General features: G+C 53.8%; 19 protein-coding genes. 18 read left to right on the top strand and 1 reads right to left on the bottom strand.

All coding sequences use genetic code 11. From position 1 onward, the window contains the following. Positions 1–82 precede the first annotated feature (82 nt). From serC to OLG56_RS13900, 14 genes are all read left to right on the top strand, one after another. Positions 83–1171, top strand: a complete 1089-nt coding sequence (gene serC, locus OLG56_RS13965; protein ID WP_000079585.1) for a 3-phosphoserine/phosphohydroxythreonine transaminase — start codon at positions 83–85, stop codon at positions 1169–1171. A gap of 70 nt (positions 1172–1241) precedes the next feature. Continuing rightward, complete coding sequence (aroA, locus tag OLG56_RS13960) at positions 1242–2525, top strand: 3-phosphoshikimate 1-carboxyvinyltransferase (RefSeq protein ID WP_023251631.1); 1284 nt, start codon at positions 1242–1244, stop codon at positions 2523–2525. Positions 2526–2668: 143 nt separating this feature from the next. Continuing rightward, positions 2669–3430 (top strand): metalloprotease LoiP, encoded by a 762-nt coding sequence (gene loiP / locus OLG56_RS13955; RefSeq protein WP_000792301.1) that lies wholly within the window; start codon positions 2669–2671, stop codon positions 3428–3430. A 172-nt stretch (positions 3431–3602) separates the two neighbouring features. Continuing rightward, complete coding sequence (gene cmk, locus OLG56_RS13950; RefSeq protein WP_000125007.1) at positions 3603–4286, top strand: (d)CMP kinase; 684 nt, start codon at positions 3603–3605, stop codon at positions 4284–4286. A gap of 113 nt (positions 4287–4399) precedes the next feature. Next, positions 4400–6073: a 30S ribosomal protein S1 gene (rpsA, locus tag OLG56_RS13945; protein ID WP_000140324.1), complete on the top strand. Its 1674-nt coding sequence runs from the start codon at positions 4400–4402 to the stop codon at positions 6071–6073. A 155-nt stretch (positions 6074–6228) separates the two neighbouring features. Further along, positions 6229–6513, top strand: a complete 285-nt coding sequence (gene ihfB / locus OLG56_RS13940) for an integration host factor subunit beta (RefSeq protein ID WP_000167332.1) — start codon at positions 6229–6231, stop codon at positions 6511–6513. Positions 6514–6625: 112 nt separating this feature from the next. Beyond that, positions 6626–7881, top strand: a protein-coding gene (locus tag OLG56_RS13935; protein WP_094300981.1) for an IS3-like element ISSen1 family transposase whose coding sequence is annotated in 2 segments (ribosomal slippage) — positions 6626–6977 and positions 6977–7881 — 1257 coding nt in all. Because the reading frame shifts where the segments join, the coding sequence is not laid out codon by codon here. Positions 7882–8057: 176 nt separating this feature from the next. Continuing rightward, positions 8058–10322, top strand: a complete 2265-nt coding sequence (locus OLG56_RS13930) for a ComEC family protein (protein WP_061377403.1) — start codon at positions 8058–8060, stop codon at positions 10320–10322. 36 nt (positions 10323–10358) lie between these two features. Beyond that, entirely contained in the window at positions 10359–12107 is a 1749-nt protein-coding gene (gene msbA, locus OLG56_RS13925; protein WP_000551246.1) for a lipid A ABC transporter ATP-binding protein/permease MsbA, read from the top strand. Further along, entirely contained in the window at positions 12104–13081 is a 978-nt protein-coding gene (gene lpxK / locus OLG56_RS13920) for a tetraacyldisaccharide 4'-kinase (protein WP_001528775.1), read from the top strand. The genes msbA and lpxK overlap by 4 nt, the downstream gene beginning before the upstream one ends. 43 nt (positions 13082–13124) lie before the next feature. After that, a complete protein-coding gene (locus tag OLG56_RS13915) occupies positions 13125–14357 on the top strand; it encodes a winged helix-turn-helix domain-containing protein (protein WP_023212156.1) in 1233 nt (410 codons plus the stop codon). A gap of 51 nt (positions 14358–14408) precedes the next feature. Further along, complete coding sequence (ycaR, locus tag OLG56_RS13910; protein WP_000350056.1) at positions 14409–14591, top strand: protein YcaR; 183 nt, start codon at positions 14409–14411, stop codon at positions 14589–14591. Beyond that, positions 14588–15334, top strand: a complete 747-nt coding sequence (gene kdsB, locus OLG56_RS13905; RefSeq protein ID WP_000011576.1) for a 3-deoxy-manno-octulosonate cytidylyltransferase — start codon at positions 14588–14590, stop codon at positions 15332–15334. Before ycaR ends, kdsB begins: the two co-directional genes overlap by 4 nt. Positions 15335–15544: 210 nt before the next feature. Beyond that, complete coding sequence (locus tag OLG56_RS13900; protein ID WP_000436888.1) at positions 15545–16438, top strand: YcbJ family phosphotransferase; 894 nt, start codon at positions 15545–15547, stop codon at positions 16436–16438. Here OLG56_RS13900 and elyC read toward each other — a convergent pair. Continuing rightward, complete coding sequence (gene elyC / locus OLG56_RS13895) at positions 16418–17194, bottom strand: envelope biogenesis factor ElyC (protein ID WP_000899567.1); 777 nt, start codon at positions 17192–17194, stop codon at positions 16418–16420. The genes OLG56_RS13900 and elyC overlap by 21 nt on opposite strands. 135 nt (positions 17195–17329) lie before the next feature. Between elyC and cmoM the strand changes: the two genes are divergently transcribed. The 4 genes from cmoM to mukB are packed head-to-tail and all read left to right on the top strand — an operon-like array spanning position 17330 to position 24599. Then, positions 17330–18133: a tRNA uridine 5-oxyacetic acid(34) methyltransferase CmoM gene (gene cmoM, locus OLG56_RS13890; RefSeq protein WP_001154025.1), complete on the top strand. Its 804-nt coding sequence runs from the start codon at positions 17330–17332 to the stop codon at positions 18131–18133. Next, a complete protein-coding gene (mukF, locus tag OLG56_RS13885) occupies positions 18126–19448 on the top strand; it encodes a chromosome partition protein MukF (protein ID WP_001288828.1) in 1323 nt (440 codons plus the stop codon). Before cmoM ends, mukF begins: the two co-directional genes overlap by 8 nt. Further along, positions 19429–20133, top strand: a complete 705-nt coding sequence (gene mukE / locus OLG56_RS13880) for a chromosome partition protein MukE (protein ID WP_000060027.1) — start codon at positions 19429–19431, stop codon at positions 20131–20133. The genes mukF and mukE overlap by 20 nt, the downstream gene beginning before the upstream one ends. Continuing rightward, positions 20133–24599 carry a chromosome partition protein MukB gene (gene mukB, locus OLG56_RS13875; protein WP_061377404.1) on the top strand — a complete coding sequence of 1489 codons (4467 nt, stop codon included), beginning with the start codon at positions 20133–20135 and terminating at the stop codon, positions 24597–24599. The genes mukE and mukB overlap by 1 nt, the downstream gene beginning before the upstream one ends. The last annotated feature ends 324 nt before the right edge of the window (positions 24600–24923 follow it).

Here is a 24923-nt window from a genome sequence, read left to right as displayed (position 1 = left end):
TGAATGATAAAACCGATATTCACATGAATAACGTTTGCCTGATGTCTGTCAGGCAGGAAACAATGCAGCGTGGTGAGGGGAAATGGCTCAGGTCTTTAATTTTAGTTCAGGTCCGGCGATGCTACCGGCGGAAGTACTTAAACTGGCGCAACAGGAACTGCGTGACTGGCACGGTCTTGGTACGTCGGTAATGGAAATTAGCCATCGAGGCAAAGAGTTTATCCAGGTCGCTGAAGAAGCGGAGCAGGATTTTCGCGATCTCCTTAATATCCCCTCCAACTATAAAGTTTTATTTTGTCACGGCGGCGGTCGCGGGCAGTTTGCTGGCGTGCCGCTCAATCTGCTGGGCGATAAAACCACGGCGGATTATGTCGATGCTGGTTACTGGGCGGCGAGCGCCATCAAAGAAGCCAAAAAATACTGTGCGCCGCAGATTATCGACGCCAAAATCACCGTGGACGGCAAACGTGCCGTAAAACCGATGCGCGAGTGGCAGCTTTCCGATAACGCCGCTTATTTACACTATTGCCCGAATGAGACCATTGACGGCATCGCCATTGATGAAACGCCTGATTTTGGCCCAGAGGTGATCGTCACGGCGGACTTTTCTTCTACCATCCTGTCTGCGCCGCTGGACGTCTCTCGCTATGGCGTAATTTATGCTGGCGCGCAGAAGAATATCGGTCCGGCAGGACTGACGCTGGTTATCGTCCGGGAGGATTTGTTAGGCAAGGCGCATGAGAGTTGCCCGTCCATCCTCGACTACACCGTCCTGAATGATAACGACTCGATGTTTAATACGCCGCCGACTTTCGCCTGGTATCTTTCCGGCCTGGTGTTCAAATGGTTGAAAGCGCAGGGCGGCGTGGCGGCGATGCACAAAATCAATCAGCAAAAAGCGGAGTTGCTGTACGGTGTGATTGATAACAGCGATTTCTACCGTAACGATGTCGCACAGGCCAACCGTTCGCGGATGAACGTTCCGTTCCAGTTAGCGGACAATGCGCTGGACAAGGTCTTTCTGGAAGAGTCTTTCGCCGCCGGTCTGCACGCCTTAAAAGGGCACCGTGTTGTTGGCGGTATGCGCGCCTCTATCTATAACGCCATGCCGATTGAAGGGGTGAAAGCGCTGACCGATTTCATGATCGATTTTGAGCGTCGCCACGGCTAATACGTTTCTTTTTTCATCCCCACGGCCAGTCTGTGGGGTTTTTATTTCTGTTTTTTGAGAGTTGAGTTTCATGGAATCCCTGACGTTACAACCCATCGCGCGGGTCGATGGCGCCATTAATTTACCTGGCTCCAAAAGTGTTTCAAACCGTGCTTTGCTCCTGGCGGCTTTAGCTTGTGGTAAAACCGTTCTGACGAATCTGCTGGATAGCGATGACGTCCGCCATATGCTCAATGCCCTGAGCGCGTTGGGGATCAATTACACCCTTTCTGCCGATCGCACCCGCTGTGATATCACGGGTAATGGCGGCGCATTACGTGCGCCAGGCGCTCTGGAACTGTTTCTCGGTAATGCCGGAACCGCTATGCGTCCGTTAGCGGCAGCGCTATGTCTGGGGCAAAATGAGATAGTGTTAACCGGCGAACCGCGTATGAAAGAGCGTCCGATAGGCCATCTGGTTGATTCGCTGCGTCAGGGCGGGGCGAATATTGATTACCTGGAGCAGGAAAACTATCCGCCCCTGCGTCTGCGCGGCGGTTTTACCGGCGGCGAGATTGAGGTTGATGGTAGCGTTTCCAGCCAGTTCCTGACCGCTCTGCTGATGACGGCGCCGCTGGCGCCTGAAGACACAACTATTCGCGTTAAAGGCGAACTGGTATCAAAACCTTACATCGATATCACGCTAAATTTAATGAAAACCTTTGGCGTGGAGATAGCGAACCATCACTACCAACAATTTGTCGTGAAGGGCGGTCAACAGTATCACTCTCCGGGTCGCTATCTGGTCGAGGGCGATGCCTCGTCAGCGTCCTATTTTCTCGCCGCCGGGGCGATAAAAGGCGGCACGGTAAAAGTGACCGGGATTGGCCGCAAAAGTATGCAGGGCGATATTCGTTTTGCCGATGTGCTGGAGAAAATGGGCGCGACCATTACCTGGGGCGATGATTTTATTGCCTGCACGCGCGGCGAATTGCACGCCATAGATATGGATATGAACCATATTCCGGATGCGGCGATGACGATTGCCACCACGGCGCTGTTTGCGAAAGGAACCACGACGTTGCGCAATATTTATAACTGGCGAGTGAAAGAAACCGATCGCCTGTTCGCGATGGCGACCGAGCTACGTAAAGTGGGCGCTGAAGTCGAAGAAGGGCACGACTATATTCGTATCACGCCGCCGGCGAAGCTCCAACACGCGGATATTGGCACGTACAACGACCACCGTATGGCGATGTGTTTCTCACTGGTCGCACTGTCCGATACGCCAGTCACGATCCTGGACCCTAAATGTACCGCAAAAACGTTCCCTGATTATTTCGAACAACTGGCGCGGATGAGTACGCCTGCCTAATCCTTCTGTTGCGCCAGTCGACAGGCTGGCGCATCGAGGTCCGCATTCGCACTATTTTTACAATTATGACTAATGCTAATTTGTTGATGATTTAACACATTGATTTATGTGTTTTTTATAATAGTTATCAACGGAAGATTAGTATGAAAAATAAATCATTATTACTGGCGGTGGCGATTTCCGCTACGCTACTGGCAGGATGTAAAAATGGCGTGAATGGCAATTTAATCGCCAGTTCCGGCATGTCAGCCTACAAAGCCGCCACACTGTCCGATGCGGATGTTAAGGCATTATCTAATAATGCCTGTAAACAAATGGACAGCGAGAATCAACTGGCAGGTTCGAAAAGCAAATACACCAAACGTCTGAGCAAAATCGCCAAAGCGCTGGGTAACAACATTGACGGTACGCCGGTTAGCTATAAAGTCTATATGACCAGCGATATCAACGCATGGGCGATGGCGAACGGTTGCGTTCGCGTATACTCCGGCCTGATGGATCTGATGACCGATAATGAAATTGAAGGCGTACTGGGCCATGAACTGGGCCATGTCTCTTTAGGGCACTCCCGCAAGGCAATGCAGACCGCCTATGCCACGCTGGCGGCTCGCGATGCGATTTCCGCCACCAGCGGTGTAGCAGCGCAGCTTTCCCAGTCTCAATTGGGCGATCTGGCGGAAGGCGTCATTAATTCGGCGTTTTCTCGCAGTCAGGAGTCGGATGCGGATGATTTCTCTTACGATCTGCTGAAAAAACGTGGGATTAACACCCAGGGCTTAGTCACGGCATTCGATAAATTCGCCACAATGGACGCAGGTCATGCAAAATCATTGATGGACTCCCACCCGGCTTCAGCCGATCGCGCGCAGCATATGCGCGACAGAATTGCCGAAGATAAAAAGTAAATCATTGTCATCTTTCGGGCTGGTTTCTCGCCGGCCCGCTATAATTGCGCAATTATTCCGCATCTGATTACAGACAAAACTGGTTTTTGCACGCAACGTTAACGGTCGCGAGCGTTGGCGCGTATAATGCGCGGCGTTTACGTTAACGGTACGCCTGTTTAAGGAGATAAAGATGACGGCAATTGCCCCGGTAATAACCATTGATGGCCCAAGCGGTGCAGGTAAAGGCACCTTGTGCAAAGCAATGGCGGAAGCATTGCAATGGCATCTGCTGGATTCCGGCGCGATATACCGCGTACTGGCGCTGGCGGCATTGCATCACCATGTCGATCTCGCCTCTGAAGATGCGCTGGTGCCGCTGGCGTCCCATCTGGACGTGCGTTTCGTCTCAACGGACGGCAACCTGGAAGTTATCCTGGAAGGAGAGGACGTTAGCGGCGAAATTCGTACGCAGGAAGTCGCGAACGCGGCATCCCAGGTGGCGGCATTCCCACGCGTGCGTGAAGCGCTTCTTCGCCGCCAACGTGCATTCCGCGAAGCGCCTGGTTTAATCGCCGATGGACGCGATATGGGGACCGTGGTCTTCCCGGATGCGCCGGTAAAAATTTTCCTTGACGCCTCCTCGGAGGAACGTGCGCATCGACGTATGCTACAGTTGCAGGAGAATGGCTTTAGTGTTAACTTTGAACGCCTTTTGGCCGAGATAAAGGAACGCGACGATCGCGATCGTAATCGCGCTGTAGCGCCGTTAGTTCCTGCTGCTGATGCATTAGTTTTGGATTCTACCCGATTAAGCATTGAGCAAGTGATTGAAAAAGCGTTACAATATGCGCGCCAAAAATTGGCTCTCGCTTAAATGCGACCGAATTTGTAGTACCCCCGTTGCAAAGGATTGACAGCGGGTATGTTAAACAACCCCATCCGGCACGGAGCCAGGTGGACGTTAAATATGAAACCTGAAGATTAAACATGACTGAATCTTTTGCTCAACTCTTTGAAGAATCCTTAAAAGAAATCGAAACCCGCCCGGGTTCCATCGTTCGTGGTGTTGTTGTTGCTATCGACAAAGACGTAGTACTGGTTGACGCCGGTCTGAAATCTGAGTCTGCCATTCCGGCTGAGCAGTTCAAAAACGCCCAGGGCGAACTGGAAATCCAGGTTGGTGACGAAGTTGACGTTGCTCTGGATGCAGTAGAAGACGGCTTCGGTGAAACTCTGCTCTCTCGTGAGAAAGCTAAACGTCACGAAGCATGGATCACGCTGGAAAAAGCTTACGAAGATGCTGAAACTGTTACCGGTGTTATCAACGGCAAAGTTAAGGGTGGCTTCACTGTTGAGCTGAACGGTATTCGCGCGTTCCTGCCGGGTTCTCTGGTAGACGTTCGTCCGGTGCGTGACACTCTGCACCTGGAAGGCAAAGAGCTTGAATTCAAAGTAATCAAGCTGGACCAGAAACGTAACAACGTTGTGGTTTCTCGTCGTGCCGTTATCGAATCCGAAAACAGCGCAGAACGCGATCAGCTGCTGGAAAACCTGCAGGAAGGCATGGAAGTTAAAGGTATCGTTAAGAACCTCACTGACTACGGTGCATTCGTTGATCTGGGCGGCGTTGACGGCCTGCTGCACATCACTGATATGGCCTGGAAACGCGTTAAGCATCCGAGCGAAATCGTGAACGTTGGCGACGAAATCAACGTGAAAGTGCTGAAATTCGACCGCGAGCGTACCCGTGTATCCCTGGGCCTGAAACAGCTGGGCGAAGATCCGTGGGTAGCTATCGCTAAACGTTATCCGGAAGGTACCAAACTGACCGGTCGCGTGACCAACCTGACCGACTACGGCTGCTTCGTTGAAATCGAAGAAGGCGTTGAAGGCCTGGTTCACGTTTCCGAAATGGACTGGACCAACAAAAACATCCACCCGTCCAAAGTGGTTAACGTTGGCGACGTAGTGGAAGTGATGGTTCTGGATATCGACGAAGAACGTCGTCGTATCTCCTTGGGTCTGAAGCAGTGCAAATCTAACCCGTGGCAGCAGTTCGCAGAAACCCACAACAAGGGCGACCGCGTTGAAGGTAAAATCAAGTCTATCACTGACTTCGGTATCTTCATCGGCCTGGACGGCGGCATCGACGGCCTGGTTCACCTGTCTGACATCTCCTGGAACGTTGCAGGCGAAGAAGCAGTTCGTGAATACAAAAAAGGCGACGAAATCGCTGCAGTTGTTCTGCAGGTTGACGCAGAACGTGAACGTATCTCCCTGGGCGTTAAACAGCTCGCAGAAGATCCGTTCAACAACTGGGTTGCTCTGAACAAGAAAGGCGCTATCGTAACCGGTAAAGTCACTGCAGTTGACGCGAAAGGCGCAACCGTAGAACTGGCTGACGGCGTTGAAGGTTACCTGCGTGCTTCTGAAGCATCCCGTGACCGCGTTGAAGATGCGACTCTGGTTCTGAGCGTTGGCGACGACGTTGAAGCTAAATTCACCGGCGTTGATCGTAAAAACCGCGCAATCAGCCTGTCTGTTCGTGCGAAAGACGAAGCTGACGAGAAAGATGCCATCGCAACTGTTAACAAACAGGAAGATGCAAACTTCTCTAACAACGCAATGGCTGAAGCATTCAAAGCAGCTAAAGGCGAGTAATCCTCTGAAACTTCGGGCCTTTTAGTCCGAAGTATAACGAGATTACTTGACAGATTGCAGGTTTCGGCCTGTAATCAAGCACTAAGGGCGGCTACGGCCGCCCTTAATCAATCTCACGGCTGCAGCCAATTTGCCTTTAAGGAACCGGAGGAATCATGACCAAGTCAGAATTGATTGAAAGACTTGCAACCCAGCAATCTCACATTCCCGCTAAGGCGGTTGAAGACGCGGTAAAAGAGATGCTGGAGCATATGGCCTCGACTCTTGCGCAGGGCGAGCGTATTGAAATCCGCGGTTTCGGCAGTTTTTCTTTGCATTACCGCGCGCCTCGTACCGGACGTAACCCCAAGACCGGCGATAAAGTGGAACTGGAAGGAAAATACGTTCCTCACTTTAAACCGGGTAAAGAACTGCGCGATCGCGCCAATATTTACGGTTAAGTTTTAACGCAAAACTTGAACCCGAAAAAAGCACCTTCAGGGTGCTTTTTTCATTTATATGACCCGTCCTGAATAGCGTTGACACGTTCCAGACTTAAATCCGGAGAACGTGATGATGACTGAGTTCAAACGCACCCAACGCGATTATCCTCTATCCTTTAAAATAGCCGTCGTTGAGCAGGTCGAAAAAGGCGAGATGACCTATAAACAGGCCCAGCAGCGATATGGCATTCAGGGGCGCTCCACCGTACTTGTCTGGCTGCGTAAATATGGCCGGCTTGACTGGAGACCCGGACTTCCTGACCTGGTGAAGAGGAAACTGCCTGTGGCTCAGACAACTATCCCGCTGACACCCGAGCAAAGAATCAGGGAACTTGAAGAGCAGCTTGAGCTGGCAAACCAGAAAGCTGAGTTTTTTGAGTCCGTTATCAACGTCCTGAAAAATGATTACGGGGTAAGTGTTGTAAAAAAGCGGCCCGGCAAGTCCTCACGCAAAGTCAGGCCCCCAAAATAACAGTTACGCGTGCATGTCAGTTCCTGGGGCACAGCAGACAGGCGTGGTACCAGTACAATACAAGATGTAATAAACGGCAGGAGCATCATGCTCAGGTTCTTGATTTTGTTGCCCGTACCCGGTGCCGTCAGCCGCGAATCGGTACGCGTAAACTGCACTATATGCTGAACATGCAGGCCGATAAAACGCTGAATATCGGACGGGACCGTCTGTTTAATCTGCTGGGTGAATACCGGCTCCTGGTACCCGTGAAACGGGCATATCACAAAACCACCAACAGCCATCATCGCTTTTACCGGCATCCTAATCTGCTGAAACCCGGCCCTGAACAGGTTACCGCCCTTGAGCCAGAGCAGGTCTGGGTCGCCGATATTACTTACCTTCCACTACGCAGCGGCACGGCCTATCTGAGTCTGGTCACCGATGCCTGCTCCAGAAAAATCGTGGGTTACCATGTCGGGGAAAACCTGCAGACAGAAAATGTGGTAAAGGCATTCAGGCAGGCTCTGAGACGGAGAAAAACGACAGGTCCGCTGGTACATCACTCTGACAGAGGACTGCAATACTGTTCGGTACTTTATCAGTCAGTTCATGAGCGAAACGGAATAACCTGTTCAATGACCGATGGTTACGACTGCTACCAGAATGCGCTGGCTGAGAGAATAAACGGGATACTGAAAAATGAGTTTTTACTCTCGCGTCCTGCAGACCTGGCGCAAGCGCGGGAAATAGTAAAAGAGTCCGTGGCAATTTATAACCATGAACGGCCACACCTGGACCTGAAATACAAAACGCCCGATGATGTTCATCAGGCGTTTTACAGACAAAAAACTGTCAACCTATATCAGGACTAGTCAATACGCCGTCAGGCGCAAACGCTATTCGACCAAAAACTGGAAAACGTTTCGCATTTTTTGCTGCGTCTTACATTTATCAGGTAAAAAACCTGGAATCCGCGCCGTATAGCACAAAATCTCCCCCGGACAATGGCGTCCTGAACCTGCACACTTTCCCGCACAGGGAGGTGTCTATGAAGATAACGACGGTCAGCGTATGCGTAGTATGCGGCATACTTCCGCTCATGATATTGCCAGTATTACCTGACACGTGGATTCTGGCGGTGCTGTTTTGTCTGGCATGTTTGCTTTGCCTCATACCTCATCACTATGCGCGCTACGCGGCATTAACTTTGCTCTTTTTCATGTGGGGGATATTTGCCGCCAGGCAGGCCATCTGGGCGGGAAACGTCCTGCCCGCCGCGACGCAGGAGGCGACAGTCGTCATTACTGCCACCGATCATATGACCACTCATTATGGGCGAATCACCCATTTGCGCGGAAAGCCGCTCTTTCCTGCTGTAGGGATTGTCCTGCATGGCCAGTACTTACCCACGGAAGTGTGTGCCGGGCAACAGTGGGCGATGACGCTGAAGGTCAGAGCGGTACACGGACAGCTTAACGAAGGCGGTTTTGATAGCCAACGTTACGCGCTGGCGCAGCACCAACCATTGACCGGGCGTTTTCTACAGGCTAAAGCGATTAACCCTGAGTGTAGTTTGCGTGGGCGCTATCTTGCTTCGCTTCGCGCTACGCTTGCGCCTTATCCGTGGCAACAGGTTATTCTGGCGTTGGGAATGGGGGAGCGGGGAGAAGTGTCGCAGGAGGTGAAGGCCGTTATGCGCGATACGGGGACTGCCCATTTGATGGCGATTTCCGGCCTGCATATCGCTTTTGCCGCGTTATTGGCTGCCGGATTAATCCGTGGCGGACAATTCTTTTTGCCGGCCAGATGGATTCGTTGGCAGACGCCATTGCTGGGCGGCATTCTTTGCGCGATATGTTATGCCTGGCTTACCGGTTTACAACCGCCTGCGCTGCGCACGGTGGCGGCACTGAGCGTCTGGGGAGGATTAAAATTAAGCGGACGACAGTGGAGCGGCTGGCAAGTCTGGTGCTGCTGTCTGGCCGCGATTATTTTCGCCGACCCTGTGGCGGTTATATCACAAAGTCTTTGGCTGTCAGCATTTGCGGTTGCCGGCCTGTTATTCTGGTATCAGTGGTTTCCTGCGCCAAACGGAAATTTTCCACGGGGCTTACGCTGGTTGCTTAACCTGCTTCATCTACAGGCAGGCATTACACTTCTGCTTTTGCCTCTCCAGGTGGCGCTTTTTCATGGCATAAGCGTTACCGCAATGCTGGCGAATCTTTTTGCCGTACCCTGGGTCACATTTGTGACGGTTCCACTCATCCTGGCGGGAATGATTCTGCATTTAACCGGGCCGTTTTTTCTTGAAGAGTGGGTATGGTACCTGACCGATCGCGCGTTAGCCGCGCTATTTTACCTGTTGAATGCTTTACCGCAGGGCTGGGTGAATATTGATAACCGTTGGCAGTGGCTGACGTTTTTGCCCTGGCTAATGCTTATCGCGTGGCGATTAAACGTCTGGCGTACCTGGCCGGCGGTCTGTTTATGCGGGTTATTGTTGATGAGCTGGCCACTCTGGCGACCGATAAACGCCAGCGGATGGCAGGTGCATATGCTGGATGTCGGTCAGGGGCTGGCGATAGCGATCGTCAGGGGCGATAAAGTAATACTCTACGATACCGGTCGGGCATGGCCGGAGGGCGACAGCGGGCAACAGGTTATTATTCCCTGGTTGCGCTGGCATAATCTGACGCCGGAGGGCGTTATTTTGAGTCATGAGCATCTGGATCATCGGGGCGGGCTGCGTTCGCTACAGCAGGTCTGGCCGTCAATGTGGATTCGCAGCCCGTTAGGCTGGCAGGGACATTTGCCCTGTTTTCGCGGCGAGCAGTGGCAATGGCAGGGGCTAACGTTTCAGGCGCACTGGCCGTTACGCGAAAGTGCCGATCGAGGAAATAACCGCTCCTGTGTGGTCAAAGTGGATGACGGTGTACATAGCATCCTGCTCACGGGCGATATTGAAGCGGGCGCTGAACAAAAAATGCTAAGTCGTTACTGGCGACATCTTGCGGCGACGTTTATCCAGGTGCCACATCATGGTAGTAATACGTCGTCGTCGCTACCATTTATTCAGCGCGTACATGGTGAAGCGGCGCTGGCGTCCGCATCGCGCTATAACGCATGGCGGCTGCCGTCCCGCAAGGTAAAACAGCGCTACCGACAACAGGCGTATCAGTGGTTTGATACACCCCACCAGGGGCAAATTTCGCTGCGGTTTTCTCCGCAGGGCTGGCGCATACAAGGCTTGCGGGATCAAATTTTACCTCGCTGGTATCATCAGTGGTTTGGCGTGTCCGAGGATAACGGGTAGAATATGCGGCTATTTCAACAAATGCTGGTTTTTTGAATGCATAACGATAAAGATCTCTCTACGTGGCAGACCTTCCGCCGACTGTGGCCAACCATAGCGCCTTTTAAAGCAGGTCTGATCGTGGCGGGCATAGCGTTAATTCTCAACGCAGCCAGCGATACCTTCATGCTATCGCTCCTCAAGCCATTACTGGATGATGGTTTCGGTAAAACGGATCGCTCAGTGTTGCTGTGGATGCCGCTGGTGGTTATTGGGCTGATGATATTACGAGGCATCACTAGCTATATCTCCAGCTACTGTATTTCATGGGTGTCAGGCAAGGTGGTAATGACCATGCGCCGTCGCCTGTTTGGCCATATGATGGGAATGCCCGTCGCCTTCTTTGATAAACAGTCTACCGGTACGCTGCTGTCGCGTATTACATACGATTCAGAACAGGTTGCCTCTTCTTCATCTGGCGCGCTGATTACCGTGGTGCGTGAAGGGGCATCGATCATCGGATTGTTTATCATGATGTTCTATTACAGCTGGCAGCTGTCGATCATCCTGGTTGTTTTAGCGCCGATTGTGTCGATTGCGATTCGCGTTGTCTCAAAGCGGTTCCGCAGCATCAGTAAAAATATGCAGAACACGATGGGACAAGTGACTACCAGCGCTGAACAAATGCTGAAAGGACACAAAGAGGTACTGATTTTCGGCGGTCAGGAAGTCGAAACTAAACGCTTTGATAAAGTCAGCAATAAGATGCGACTGCAAGGCATGAAAATGGTCTCTGCCTCGTCAATTTCCGATCCTATCATTCAGCTCATTGCCTCGCTGGCGCTGGCGTTTGTTCTCTATGCTGCGAGCTTCCCAAGTGTAATGGATAGCCTGACGGCTGGGACCATCACCGTGGTGTTCTCCTCCATGATCGCGCTGATGCGTCCATTAAAATCGCTGACAAACGTTAACGCGCAGTTCCAGCGTGGGATGGCGGCTTGTCAGACGTTGTTTGCGATTCTGGACAGCGAACAGGAGAAAGATGAAGGTAAACGTGTCATTGACCGCGCGACCGGCGATCTCGAATTCCGCAATGTGACGTTTACTTACCCGGGCCGTGAAGTGCCGGCATTGCGTAACATCAATTTGAAAATTCCTGCCGGGAAAACCGTGGCGCTGGTGGGGCGTTCCGGATCGGGTAAATCAACTATCGCCAGTCTGATCACCCGTTTCTACGATATTGATGAAGGACACATCCTCATGGATGGTCACGATCTACGCGAATACACTCTGGCCTCTCTACGTAATCAGGTGGCGCTGGTTTCGCAAAACGTGCATCTGTTTAACGACACGGTCGCCAATAACATTGCTTATGCCCGGACGGAAGAATATAGCCGCGAGCAGATTGAAGAGGCGGCGCGCATGGCCTATGCCATGGACTTTATCAACAAGATGGATAATGGCCTGGATACCATCATCGGCGAAAACGGCGTACTGCTTTCCGGCGGTCAACGCCAGCGTATCGCGATTGCCCGCGCCTTACTGCGCGACAGCCCGATTTTGATCCTTGATGAAGCTACGTCCGCGCTGGATACCGAATCTGAACGTGCGATTCAGGCAGCGTTGGATGAGCTGCAGAAAAACCGTACCTCTCTGGTGATTGCGCATCGTCTCTCCACCATCGAACAGGCGGATGAGATCGTTGTGGTCGAAGACGGCATTATCGTTGAGCGCGGCACTCATAGCGAGCTGCTGGCACAACACGGCGTTTACGCCCAGCTACATAAGATGCAATTTGGCCAATGATAGCGCGTATCTGGTCTGGTGAATCCCCGCTATGGCGGTTACTGCTGCCGCTCTCCTGGCTGTATGGCCTGGTGAGCGGGGCGATTCGTCTGAGCTATAAGCTTGGTTTTAAACGCGCCTGGCGAGCGCCGGTACCGGTGGTTGTGGTAGGGAATCTTACGGCTGGCGGTAACGGTAAAACACCCGTAGTCATTTGGCTGGTGGAAAAGCTGCAACAGCGTGGCGTGCGCGTGGGGGTCGTTTCCCGCGGCTACGGCGGCAAAGCTGCCGCTTATCCGCTGCTCCTGACGCCGGAGACGACAACCGCAGAAGCGGGAGATGAACCGGTATTGATTTATCAACGGACCGGCGCGCCTGTCGCGGTGGCGCCTGAACGCGCCGCGGCGGTGAAAGCGATTCTGGCGGCGCATAATGTGCAGATTATTATCACCGACGATGGGTTGCAGCATTACCGACTAGCGCGAGATATTGAAATTGTGGTGATTGACGGCGTGCGCCGTTTTGGCAACGGCTGGTGGCTTCCTGCCGGTCCTATGCGCGAACGCGCCAGTCGCCTGAAAACCGTGGATGCCGCTATCGTGAATGGCGGCGTCGCCCGGGCGGGCGAAATCCCCATGCAGCTAACGCCTGGATTGGCGGTGAACTTACGTACGGGAGCGCGTTGCGATGTGGCGCAACTGAGCAATATTGTGGCGATGGCGGGCATCGGTCATCCGCCGCGATTTTTCGCGACGCTGGAAGCCTGTGGCGCGCATCCGCAAAAGTGTGTCCCGCTGGCCGATCATCAAACGCTCGCCCCTGCTGACGTTCAGGCGTTGGTCGGTGAAGGGCAGACCCTGGTAATGACGGAAAAAGACGCGGTGAAATGCCGTGCTTTTGCCGAAGATAACTGGTGGTTCTTACCGGTTGATGCGCGTTTGTCCGGTGAGCAGCCTGATAAGTTGCTTCAACATATCACCTCGCTGGTTCGCTAGCGTACCCCAATGCAGCGGCAGTGATGAATTTATGGAGCCATGAATGTCATTGCCGTACCTTTCTCTTTCCCAGGCCCGGTGTCTTCACCTTGCTGCGCAGGGGCTATTGAAAAAGCCGCGCCGTAACGCGATGCCTGGCGATGTTCTTGCCGCCATCTCACGCATGGCGTTGCTGCAAATTGATACCATCAATGTTGTCGCACGTAGCCCCTATCTGGTGCTGTTTAGCCGTCTCGGTTCGTACCCGCAGGCCTGGCTGGATGAGGCGCTGCGACGCGGCGAGTTAATGGAATACTGGGCGCATGAGGCCTGTTTCTTACCACGCCGCGACTTTAAACTTATCCGCCATCGTATGCTGTCGCCGGAAAAGATGGGCTGGAAATATCGCGCGGCATGGATGCATGAGCACGCGGAAGAAATAGAACAGCTAGTGCGGCATATTCAGGAGCACGGTCCGGTGCGTTCTGCCGATTTTGAACATGCGCGGAAAGGCGTCAGCGGCTGGTGGGAATGGAAACCACATAAACGCCACCTTGAGGGTTTATTTACCGCCGGAAAAGTCATGGTTGTTGAGCGGCGTAATTTTCAACGTGTATATGATTTAACGCCCCGTGTGATGCCGCACTGGGATGATGAACGCGATGGACTGTCACAGCCGCAGGCGGAAAGTCTGATGCTGGATAATAGCGCGCGCAGTCTGGGGATTTTCCGTGAACAGTGGCTGGCGGATTACTACCGCCTGAAACGTCCTGACCTGAAGGGATGGCGGGAGAGCCGGGCGGAACAGCAGCAGATTATTCCGGTCGAGGTGGAAACGTTGGGGCGGATGTGGCTTCATGCCGATCTTCTTTCGCAGCTGGAACCGGCGCTAAATAACGCCTTAAAGGCGACCCATAGCGCAGTACTGTCGCCTTTCGATCCTGTGGTATGGGATCGCAAGCGGGCAGCGCAGCTTTTCGGATTTAACTATCGGCTGGAATGTTATACGCCTGCGGCGAAGCGCCAGTACGGTTATTTTGTGCTGCCGCTATTATACCAGGGCCGTTTAGTCGGGCGAATGGATGCCAAAATGCACCGTAAAACGGGGGTGCTTGAGGTTATCTCGCTGTATCTGGAGGACGATATCCGCCCTGGCGTTAGTCTGCAAAAAGGAATCTGGCAGGCTATTAGCGCGTTTGCTGCCTGGCAACGGGCATCGCGCGTGACGCTGGGACAATGTCCGCCAGGCCTGTTTAGCGCCATGCGTCATGGCTGGGAAATAGACCCTGCATCATAACCGATTATGTTAATATTGAAGGATTCACAATCCGGTCCATCTGGAGGAACTATGGATCATCGTCTGCTTGAAATCATCGCCTGCCCGGTATGTAACGGCAAACTCTGGTATAACCAGGAAAAGCAAGAATTAATTTGCAAACTGGATAATCTCGCTTTCCCGTTACGCGACGGCATTCCTGTATTGCTGGAAAATGAAGCTCGCTCCCTGACATCTGATGAGAGTAAATCATGAGTTTCGTCGTCATCATTCCGGCCCGTTTTTCATCTACCCGACTGCCAGGCAAACCATTAGTGGATATTAATGGTAAGCCCATGATTGTTCATGTCCTGGAGCGGGCGCGCGAATCTGGCGCGGAACGCATTATTGTCGCGACCGATCATGAAGACGTGGCTCGTGCGGTAGAAGCGGCTGGCGGCGAAGTGTGCATGACGCGCGCCGATCACCAGTCCGGCACCGAACGGTTGGCGGAAGTGGTAGAGAAGTGCGGATTCAGCGACGATACCGTTATTGTGAACGTTCAGGGCGATGAGCCGATGATCCCGGCGGTTATTATTCGCCAGGTCGCGGAAAATCTGGCGCAGCGCCAGGTTGGTATGGCGACGCTGGCGGTGCCGATTCACAGCGCCGAAGAAGCGTTTAACCCGAATGCGGTAAAAGTTGTGCTGGATGCCGAAGGCTATGCGCTTTACTTTTCTCGGGCGACGATTCCCTGGGATCGCGACCGCTTTGCAAAAAGCCTGGAAACGGTAGGGGATACTTGCCTTCGTCACCTGGGCATTTATGGCTATCGCGCGGGTTTTATCCGCCGTTACGTGAGCTGGCAACCCAGCCCGCTGGAACATATTGAAATGCTGGAGCAACTCCGTGTGCTGTGGTACGGCGAAAAAATTCATGTCGCCGTCGCCAAAGCGGTGCCCGGCACGGGCGTAGACACCGCCGACGACCTGGAGCGCGTGCGCGCTGAAATGCGTTAACATGATCCTGTTCATGATCGTCTTAGACGGTCATGAACAGCGCGGTATGATAGCGCAAAGATGAATACTCACGTTTGCTCATCAGTGGCGGTTTTCTCGTACCGTTACGATTTTCCTCATTTTTCTTTTCTTCCCTTGATCTGATACGGGTGACATCTGTCCATACGACGCTCATTATTAAAGCAGTAGCACTAATGGGGGTAATCTGGAATGGAACAGTTGCGGGCCGAACTCAGTCATTTGTTGGGTGAAAAACTTAGCCGTATAGAGTGCGTGAATGAGAAAGCGGATTCCGCATTGTGGTCATTATATGACAGCCAGGGCATTCCGATGCCGCTGATGGCGCGAAGTTTTACCACTCCCGGCGTTGCGCAGCAACTGGCATGGAAAACCTCAATGCTGGCGCGTAGCGGTACGGTGAGGATGCCGGTAATCTATGGCGTATTGACGCATGAAGAGCATCCTGGTCCGGATGTGCTGCTACTGGAACGACTGCGCGGTGTGCCGGTCGAGGCGCCGGCGCGCACTCCGGAACGCTGGGAACAGCTAAAAGATCAGATTGTCGAAGGGCTGTTAGCCTGGCATCGGCAGGATAGCCGCGGTTGCGTGGGTGCCGTAGACCATACTCAGGAGAATATCTGGCCTTCCTGGTATCGTCAGCGGGTGGAGGTGCTGTGGACGACGCTAAATCAGTTCAGCAATACTGGCCTGACGATGCAGGACAAACGCATTCTGTTTCGTACCAGAGAATGTCTTCCTTCGTTATTTGAAGGGTTTAACGACAACTGCGTACTGGTGCATGGCAACTTCTGCCTGCGCAGTATGCTTAAAGACGCCCGTAGCGATCAGCTTCTGGCGATGGTCGGCCCCGGGCTGATGCTGTGGGCGCCGAGAGAGTTCGAACTGTTTCGCCTGATGGATAATCCATTGGCGGAGGGATTGCTTTGGCATTATCTGCAACGCGCGCCAGTGGCGGAGTCCTTCATCTGGCGGCGTTGGCTCTATGTGCTGTGGGACGAGGTTGCGCAATTGGTCAATACCGGACGTTTTAACCGTACCAATTTTGATCTGGCGGCGAAATCATTACTCCCCTGGCTTGCCTGATATGCCTTTCAGCCATTGCCAAAGTCGCCCTAATGTTTCATACCCAGCGCGATCGCTGTGCATCAGCCAGACCGGGGACGGAATTGCCCGCTCCCAGGGATTGAGCGGCGAATCGATCGCCAACTGATTCGCCGGTGCGGGAAGCGGATTCAGCCCGGCATGCTGAAAGAAAATCATCGCACGCGGCAAATGCGAGGCGGAGGTTACCAACAGGAAAGGGGCGTCGCCGATGGCCTGCTTAACGGCGGCGGCTTCTTCTTCCGTATCTTTTGGCTTATCCAGCGTAATAATATCGTTACGCGGTACGCCCAGCGACTGCGCCACCCGCGCACCGACTTCCGCCGTGCTTACCGTATTGGTTTTTGCTACGCCGCCGGTAAAAATCAGCTTTGCTCCCGGATTCGCACGCCACAGCCGAATGCCTTCCGCCAGCCGCGGTAAGCTATTGTTAATTAAATTGGAGCTCGGCGCCCACTGCGGGTTCCAGGTATAGCCGCCGCCGAGAACCACAATATATTCCACCTTTTGCGGACCCTGCCAGGTAGGGTAGCGGTTTTCTATTGGGCGCAGCAAATGGTCAGAGACGGGTTGCAGGCTTAATAGCAATAGCGCCAGCCAACCTACGCTGATAAATACTTTTCCGGTCTTCTGAAAGCGGCTAAACCAGACCAGCGCCAGGCCGACGCCAATCATCAGCAACATCAGCGGAAGCGGCAATAACATACCGCCAATCACTTTCTTTAGCGTAAAAAGCATCCTTTTTGGTTCCTTTTTTAACCATATAGCGGAGGATTAACGGTGATATTACACCAGACAGGTTCATTCTGGCCGCGGCTGTGACAAAATAGCGGTTTTATCAGATAACGCCTAAGCCAGCCTGTGGAGAGTCCGATGCAGGATCGCAATTTTGATGACATTGCTGAAAAGTTTTCCCGTAACATTTACGGCACGACCAAAGGACAACTACGGCAAGCCATTCTGTGGCAAGACCTGGATCGCGTGCTGGAGGAGATTGGCGGGCGAAAACTGCGGGTACTGGATGCCGGCGGCGGCGAAGGGCAAACGGCGATTAAGATGGCGGAACGCGGCCATCAGGTGACGTTATGCGATCTGTCTGGCGAAATGATCGCCCGCGCGCGGCAGGCGGCCGAGGCAAAAGGTGTGAGCAAAGACATGCATTTTATACAATGCCCGGCTCAGGACGTCGCTTCGCATTTGGAAAGCCCGGTTGATCTGATATTGTTTCATGCTGTGCTGGAGTGGGTAGCCGATCCTGTCGGCGTATTAGAAACGCTCTGGTCAGTATTGCGCCCTGGCGGCGCGCTGTCGTTGATGTTCTATAACGCTAACGGTTTGCTGATGCACAATATGGTGGCGGGTAATTTTGACTACGTGCAGGCGGGGATGCCTAAACGCAAGAAGCGTACGCTGTCGCCTGACTACCCGCGCGACCCCGCGCAGGTGTACCAGTGGCTGGAGGCGATTGGCTGGCAGATTACCGGTAAAACCGGCGTGCGTGTGTTTCATGATTATCTGCGTGAAAAACACCAGCAGCGTGACTGTTATGAGACCCTGGTCGAACTGGAAACGCGTTATTGCCGCCAGGAGCCGTATATTAGCCTTGGGCGCTACATTCATGTCACCGCGATTAAAAGCCCGGCGCTAGCCGCAGATGCAAGGATAACCTATGAGTGAATTTTCCCAGACAGTCCCCGAACTGGTTGCCTGGGCCAGAAAAAACGACTTTTCCATCTCGCTGCCGGTAGACAGACTTTCCTTTCTGCTGGCGGTCGCCACGTTGAACGGCGAACGCCTTGACGGCGAGATGAGTGAAGGCGAGCTGGTGGATGCATTCCGCCATGTGAGTGATGCGTTTGAGCAAACCAGCGAAACCATCGGCGTGCGCGCGAACAACGCGATTAACGATATGGTGCGTCAACGTCTGCTGAACCGCTTTACCAGCGAGCAGGCGGAAGGCAATGCGATTTACCGATTAACCCCGCTCGGGATTGGCATCACCGATTACTACATTCGTCAACGCGAATTCTCTACGCTGCGTCTTTCTATGCAGTTGTCGATTGTGGCCGGCGAATTGAAGCGCGCGGCGGATGCGGCAGCGGAGGGTGGCGATGAGTTCCACTGGCATCGCAACGTTTACGCGCCATTGAAATATTCGGTGGCGGAGATTTTCGACAGTATCGATCTGACCCAGCGCATCATGGATGAACAGCAGCAGCAGGTGAAAGACGATATCGCACAACTGCTGAATAAAGACTGGCGGGCGGCGATTTCCAGCTGTGAACTGCTGCTTTCCGAAACGTCCGGTACGCTGCGCGAGTTGCAGGATACGCTGGAGGCGGCGGGCGATAAGCTGCAGGCTAACCTGCTGCGCATTCAGGATGCCACGATGACGCACGACGATCTGCATTTTGTCGACAGGCTGGTGTTTGACTTACAAAGTAAACTCGACCGCATTATCAGTTGGGGTCAGCAGTCTATTGATTTATGGATCGGCTACGATCGTCACGTGCATAAATTTATCCGTACCGCGATCGATATGGATAAAAACCGTGTCTTCGCCCAGCGGTTGCGCCAGTCCGTACAGACTTATTTTGACGATCCGTGGGCGCTAACCTACGCGAATGCCGATCGTCTGCTGGATATGCGCGATGAAGAGATGGCGTTGCGTGACGATGAAGTCACCGGGGAGTTGCCGCCGGATCTGGAATATGAAGAGTTTAACGAGATCCGCGAGCAGTTAGCGGCCATCATTGAAGAACAGCTGGCTATCTACAAAACCAGACAAACGCCACTGGATCTTGGGCTGGTGGTGCGCGAGTATCTGGCGCAATACCCGCGCGCGCGTCATTTCGACGTGGCGCGTATTGTTATCGATCAAGCGGTACGTCTTGGCGTAGCGCAAGCAGATTTCACCGGGCTGCCAGCCAAATGGCAGCCGATTAATGATTACGGAGCCAAGGTACAGGCGCATGTCATTGACAAATATTGAACAAGTGATGCCGGTTAAGCTGGCGCAGGCGCTGGCGAATCCGTTATTTCCGGCGCTGGATAGCGCATTACGTTCGGGCCGCCACATCGGGCTGGACGAACTGGATAATCATGCCTTTCTGATGGATTTTCAGGAATACCTGGAAGAGTTTTACGCGCGTTATAACGTGGAACTGATTCGCGCGCCGGAGGGGTTCTTCTACCTGCGTCCGCGTTCTACCACGCTTATCCCGCGCTCGGTGTTATCCGAACTGGATATGATGGTCGGTAAAATTCTCTGCTACCTCTATCTTAGCCCGGAGCGTCTGGCCAACGAAGGGATCTTTACTCAGCAGGAGTTGTACGACGAGCTGCTTACCCTTGCGGACGAAGCCAAACTGCTAAAGCTGGTGAATAACCGCTCGACGGGATCTGACGTTGATCGTCAGAAACTGCAGGAAAAGGTGCGTTCTTCTTTAAACCGCCTGCGTCGTTTGGGCATGGTATGGTTTATGGGCCACGACAGCAGCAAATTCCGCATTACCGAATCGGTCTTCCGCTTTGGCGCGGATGTCCGCACCGGCGACGATCCTCGCGAGGCGCAGCGTCGTCTCATCCGCGACGGGGAAGCGATGCCCATTGAAAACCATCTGCAACTTAATGATGAGACCGAAGAGAGTCAGCCGGACAGTGGAGAGGAAGAATAATGATTGAACGCGGTAAATTTCGCTCGCTAACGCTGATTAACTGGAACGGTTTTTTTGCCCGTACTTTTGACCTGGATGAACTGGTCACGACGTTATCCGGGGGCAACGGCGCCGGGAAATCCACGACGATGGCGGCGTTCGTCACGGCGCTGATCCCGGATCTTACATTACTGCACTTTCGTAACACCACGGAAGCCGGCGCCACCAGCGGTTCGCGCGATAAAGGTCTGCACGGTAAGCTGAAGGCGGGCGTCTGTTACTCCATGCTCGACACCATTAATTCCCGCCATCAGCGGGTGGTGGTCGGCGTGCGTCTGCAGCAGGTCGCTGGGCGCGATCGCAAAGTGGACATCAAACCGTTTGCTATCCAGGGGCTGCCGATGTCGGTACAGCCGACACAACTGGTGACGGAGACATTAAACGAACGTCAGGCGCGCGTACTGTCGCTTGCTGAGTTGAAAGACAAGCTTGACGAGATGGAAGGCGTGCAGTTTAAGCAGTTTAACTCCATCACCGATTATCATTCGCTGATGTTTGACTTAGGGATTATCGCCCGTCGTCTGCGCTCCGCTTCCGATCGTAGTAAATTCTATCGTTTGATAGAGGCCTCGCTGTACGGCGGGATCTCCAGCGCCATTACCCGATCGCTACGCGATTATTTATTGCCGGAAAACAGCGGCGTGCGCAAGGCGTTCCAGGATATGGAAGCGGCGCTGCGCGAGAACCGACTCACGCTGGAAGCGATTCGTGTTACCCAATCCGATCGCGATCTGTTTAAGCATTTGATCAGCGAAGCCACCGATTATGTGGCGGCGGATTATATGCGCCACGCCAATGAGCGTCGGGTTCACCTTGATCAGGCGTTGGCGTTTCGACGCGAACTGTACACATCGCGCAAACAATTGGCGGCGGAGCAGTACAAGCACGTCGATATGGCCCGTGAGTTGGGCGAACATAACGGCGCCGAAGGTTCTCTGGAAGCGGATTATCAGGCGGCGAGCGATCACCTGAATCTGGTGCAAACCGCGCTGCGCCAGCAGGAAAAAATTGAACGCTACGAAGCGGATCTTGAAGAGCTGCAGATTCGACTCGAAGAGCAAAATGAAGTGGTGGCGGAAGCCGCCGAAATGCAGGACGAAAATGAAGCGCGTGCCGAAGCCGCCGAGCTGGAAGTCGATGAACTCAAAAGCCAGCTTGCGGATTACCAGCAGGCGCTGGATGTACAGCAAACGCGCGCGATTCAGTATAACCAGGCGATATCAGCGCTCGCCCGCGCTAAAGAACTTTGCCATCTGCCGGATCTAACGCCGGAAAGCGCCGCCGAATGGCTGGATACTTTCCAGGCAAAAGAGCAGGAAGCTACGGAAAAACTGTTGTCGTTGGAACAAAAAATGAGCGTGGCGCAAACCGCGCACAGCCAGTTTGAGCAGGCTTATCAGCTGGTGGCGGCGATCAACGGCCCGCTGGCACGTAGCGAAGCCTGGGACGTGGCGCGCGAGCTGTTACGGGACGGCGTGAACCAGCGTCATCTGGCGGAACAGGTACAGCCGCTGCGGATGCGCCTGAGCGAACTGGAACAGCGGCTGCGCGAGCAGCAAGAGGCGGAACGTCTGCTGGCTGAGTTCTGTAAGCGACAGGGCAAAAATTTTGATATTGACGAACTGGAAGCGCTGCATCAGGAGCTGGAAGCCCGCATCGCGTCCTTGTCTGATAGCGTATCGTCAGCCAGCGAACAGCGCATGGCCTTGCGTCAGGAGCAGGAGCAGCTTCAGTCGCGTATTCAACATCTGATGCGGCGTGCGCCCGTCTGGCTGGCGGCGCAAAACAGTCTGAACCAGCTTAGCGAACAGTGCGGTGAGGAGTTTACGTCCAGCCAGGAAGTGACCGAATACCTGCAACAGCTACTGGAGCGTGAGCGCGAAGCCATTGTCGAACGCGACGAAGTGGGCGCGCGTAAAAATGCGGTTGATGAAGAGATCGAACGTTTAAGCCAGCCGGGCGGCGCGGAAGACCAGCGTTTGAATGCGCTGGCGGAGCGTTTTGGCGGGGTACTGCTGTCGGAAATCTACGATGATGTCAGCCTTGAAGATGCGCCGTACTTTTCCGCACTGTATGGCCCGTCGCGCCATGCGATCGTCGTACCGGATTTATCGCAAATAGCCGAACAGCTTGAAGGTCTGACCGACTGCCCGGAAGATCTGTACCTGATCGAAGGCGATCCGCAGTCTTTTGATGACAGCGTATTCAGCGTTGACGAGCTGGAAAAGGCGGTGGTCGTGAAAATTGCCGACCGTCAGTGGCGTTATTCGCGTTTCCCGTCGCTGCCTATTTTTGGCCGCGCGGCGCGCGAGAACCGTATTGAAAGTCTCCATGCGGAACGGGAAGTGCTTTCCGAGCGCTTTGCCACGCTCTCGTTTGACGTGCAGAAAACCCAGCGTTTGCACCAGGCGTTCAGCCGTTTTATCGGCAGCCACCTTTCCGTCGCTTTTGAGGACGATCCGGAAGCGGAAATTCGCCGACTGAACGGGCGTCGCGTCGAGCTGGAGCGCGCGCTGGCGACGCATGAAAGCGACAACCAGCAGCAGCGTATTCAGTTTGAGCAGGCGAAAGAGGGCGTTTCCGCGCTTAACCGTTTGCTGCCGCGGCTGAATTTATTGGCCGATGAAACGCTGGCCGATCGGGTCGATGAAATTCAGGAACGGTTGGATGAGGCGCAGGAAGCGGCGCGATTTGTGCAGCAATATGGCAACCAGTTAGCCAAACTGGAGCCGGTGGTTTCCGTTCTGCAAAGCGATCCGGAACAGTTTGAGCAGTTAAAAGAAGACTATGCATGGTCGCAGCAAATGCAGCGCGACGCGCGCCAGCAGGCTTTTGCGCTGGCTGAAGTCGTCGAACGTCGGGCGCATTTCAGCTATTCCGACTCGGCGGAAATGTTGAGCGGCAACAGCGATCTCAACGAAAAGCTGCGCCAGCGGCTGGAGCAGGCGGAAGCCGAGCGTACCCGCGCCCGCGAAGCGCTGCGCAGCCATGCCGCGCAGTTAAGTCAGTACAGCCAGGTCCTGGCCTCGCTAAAAAGCTCTTACGACACGAAAAAAGAGCTGCTTAACGATTTGCAGCGTGAATTACAGGATATTGGCGTTCGCGCCGACAGCGGGGCGGAAGAACGCGCCCGCCAGCGTCGCGATGAACTGCACGCCCAGTTGAGCAATAACCGTTCGCGTCGCAATCAGCTTGAGAAAGCGCTCACCTTCTGCGAAGCGGAGATGGAGAACCTGACCCGTAAGCTGCGCAAGCTGGAGCGTGATTATCATGAAATGCGCGAGCAGGTCGTGACCGCGAAAGCCGGCTGGTGCGCAGTCATGCGGATGGTGAAAGACAATGGCGTGGAACGCCGTCTGCACCGTCGTGAGCTGGCTTATCTGTCGGCGGATGAACTGCGCTCCATGTCGGATAAGGCGTTGGGCGCGCTGCGACTGGCCGTCGCGGATAACGAACATCTGCGCGACGTATTGCGCCTGTCGGAAGATCCGAAACGCCCGGAACGTAAAATCCAGTTCTTTGTGGCCGTTTACCAGCATCTGCGCGAACGTATTCGTCAGGATATTATTCGTACCGACGATCCGGTTGAAGCCATTGAACAAATGGAGATTGAGCTGAGCCGTCTGACGGAAGAGCTGACATCGCGTGAGCAAAAGCTGGCGATCAGTTCCCGCAGCGTGGCAAACATTATCCGCAAGACTATCCAGCGTGAGCAGAACCGTATCCGTATGCTGAACCAGGGGTTGCAAAGCGTCTCGTTTGGCCAGGTGAATAGCGTGCGGTTAAACGTCAACGTGCGTGAAACGCATGCTACCTTGCTGGATGTGCTTTCAGAACAGCAGGAGCAGCACCAGGATCTGTTTAACAGCAATCGTCTGACCTTCTCTGAAGCGTTGGCGAAACTGTACCAGCGCCTGAATCCGCAGATCGATATGGGGCAACGCACGCCGCAGACCATCGGCGAGGAGTTGCTGGACTACCGTAACTATCTGGAAATGGAAGTTGAAGTTAACCGTGGGTCCGACGGCTGGCTGCGTGCGGAATCCGGCGCGCTATCCACGGGTGAAGCTATCGGGACCGGGATGTCAATTCTGGTGATGGTGGTGCAAAGCTGGGAAGACGAAGCGCGCAGACTGCGCGGGAAAGATATTTCGCCATGTCGCCTGCTGTTCCTCGATGAAGCGGCGCGTCTGGATGCGCGCTCTATCGCCACGCTGTTTGAACTATGCGAACGTTTGCAGATGCAGCTCATCATCGCCGCGCCGGAAAACATCAGTCCGGAGAAGGGCACGACCTATAAGCTGGTGCGTAAAGTGTTTCAGAATACTGAGCATGTTCATGTTGTCGGGCTGCGTGGCTTTGCGCCGCAGCTTCCGGAAACGCTTCCCGGTACGCAGACGGAAGATACGCCTTCAGAAGCGAGTTAAATACGGCAGAAATAATGAAGTGCCCGATGGCGCCTCGCTTATCAGGCAAGGCCGGATAAGTCGGTTAGGCTGCCATCCGGCGCAACAAGTTCTGCTTTATCATTAGCCTGGGGCGGCGAAAGCCGCCTTTTTCTTTATCTGAAAAATCTCTCCGGGTAGTGCATTTTCTTTAAACTTCTTTACATTAGGTTAGGCAAAAACGTAACGAACTTTATATACTGGAGTTAAGCCTGACGAGTGAGCAGGCTGACTCGTCATACTAAACAAAAGCATTGGTTGCGGTTGACCCGCGCTGCGGGCAGCACAGTCATGCGGAGTATGATA

This window comes from Salmonella sp. 2018103 (genome assembly GCF_026247685.1).
GTDB classification, from domain to species: domain Bacteria; phylum Pseudomonadota; class Gammaproteobacteria; order Enterobacterales; family Enterobacteriaceae; genus Salmonella; species Salmonella enterica.
This window is presented reverse-complemented; position numbering and strand designations above follow the sequence as displayed.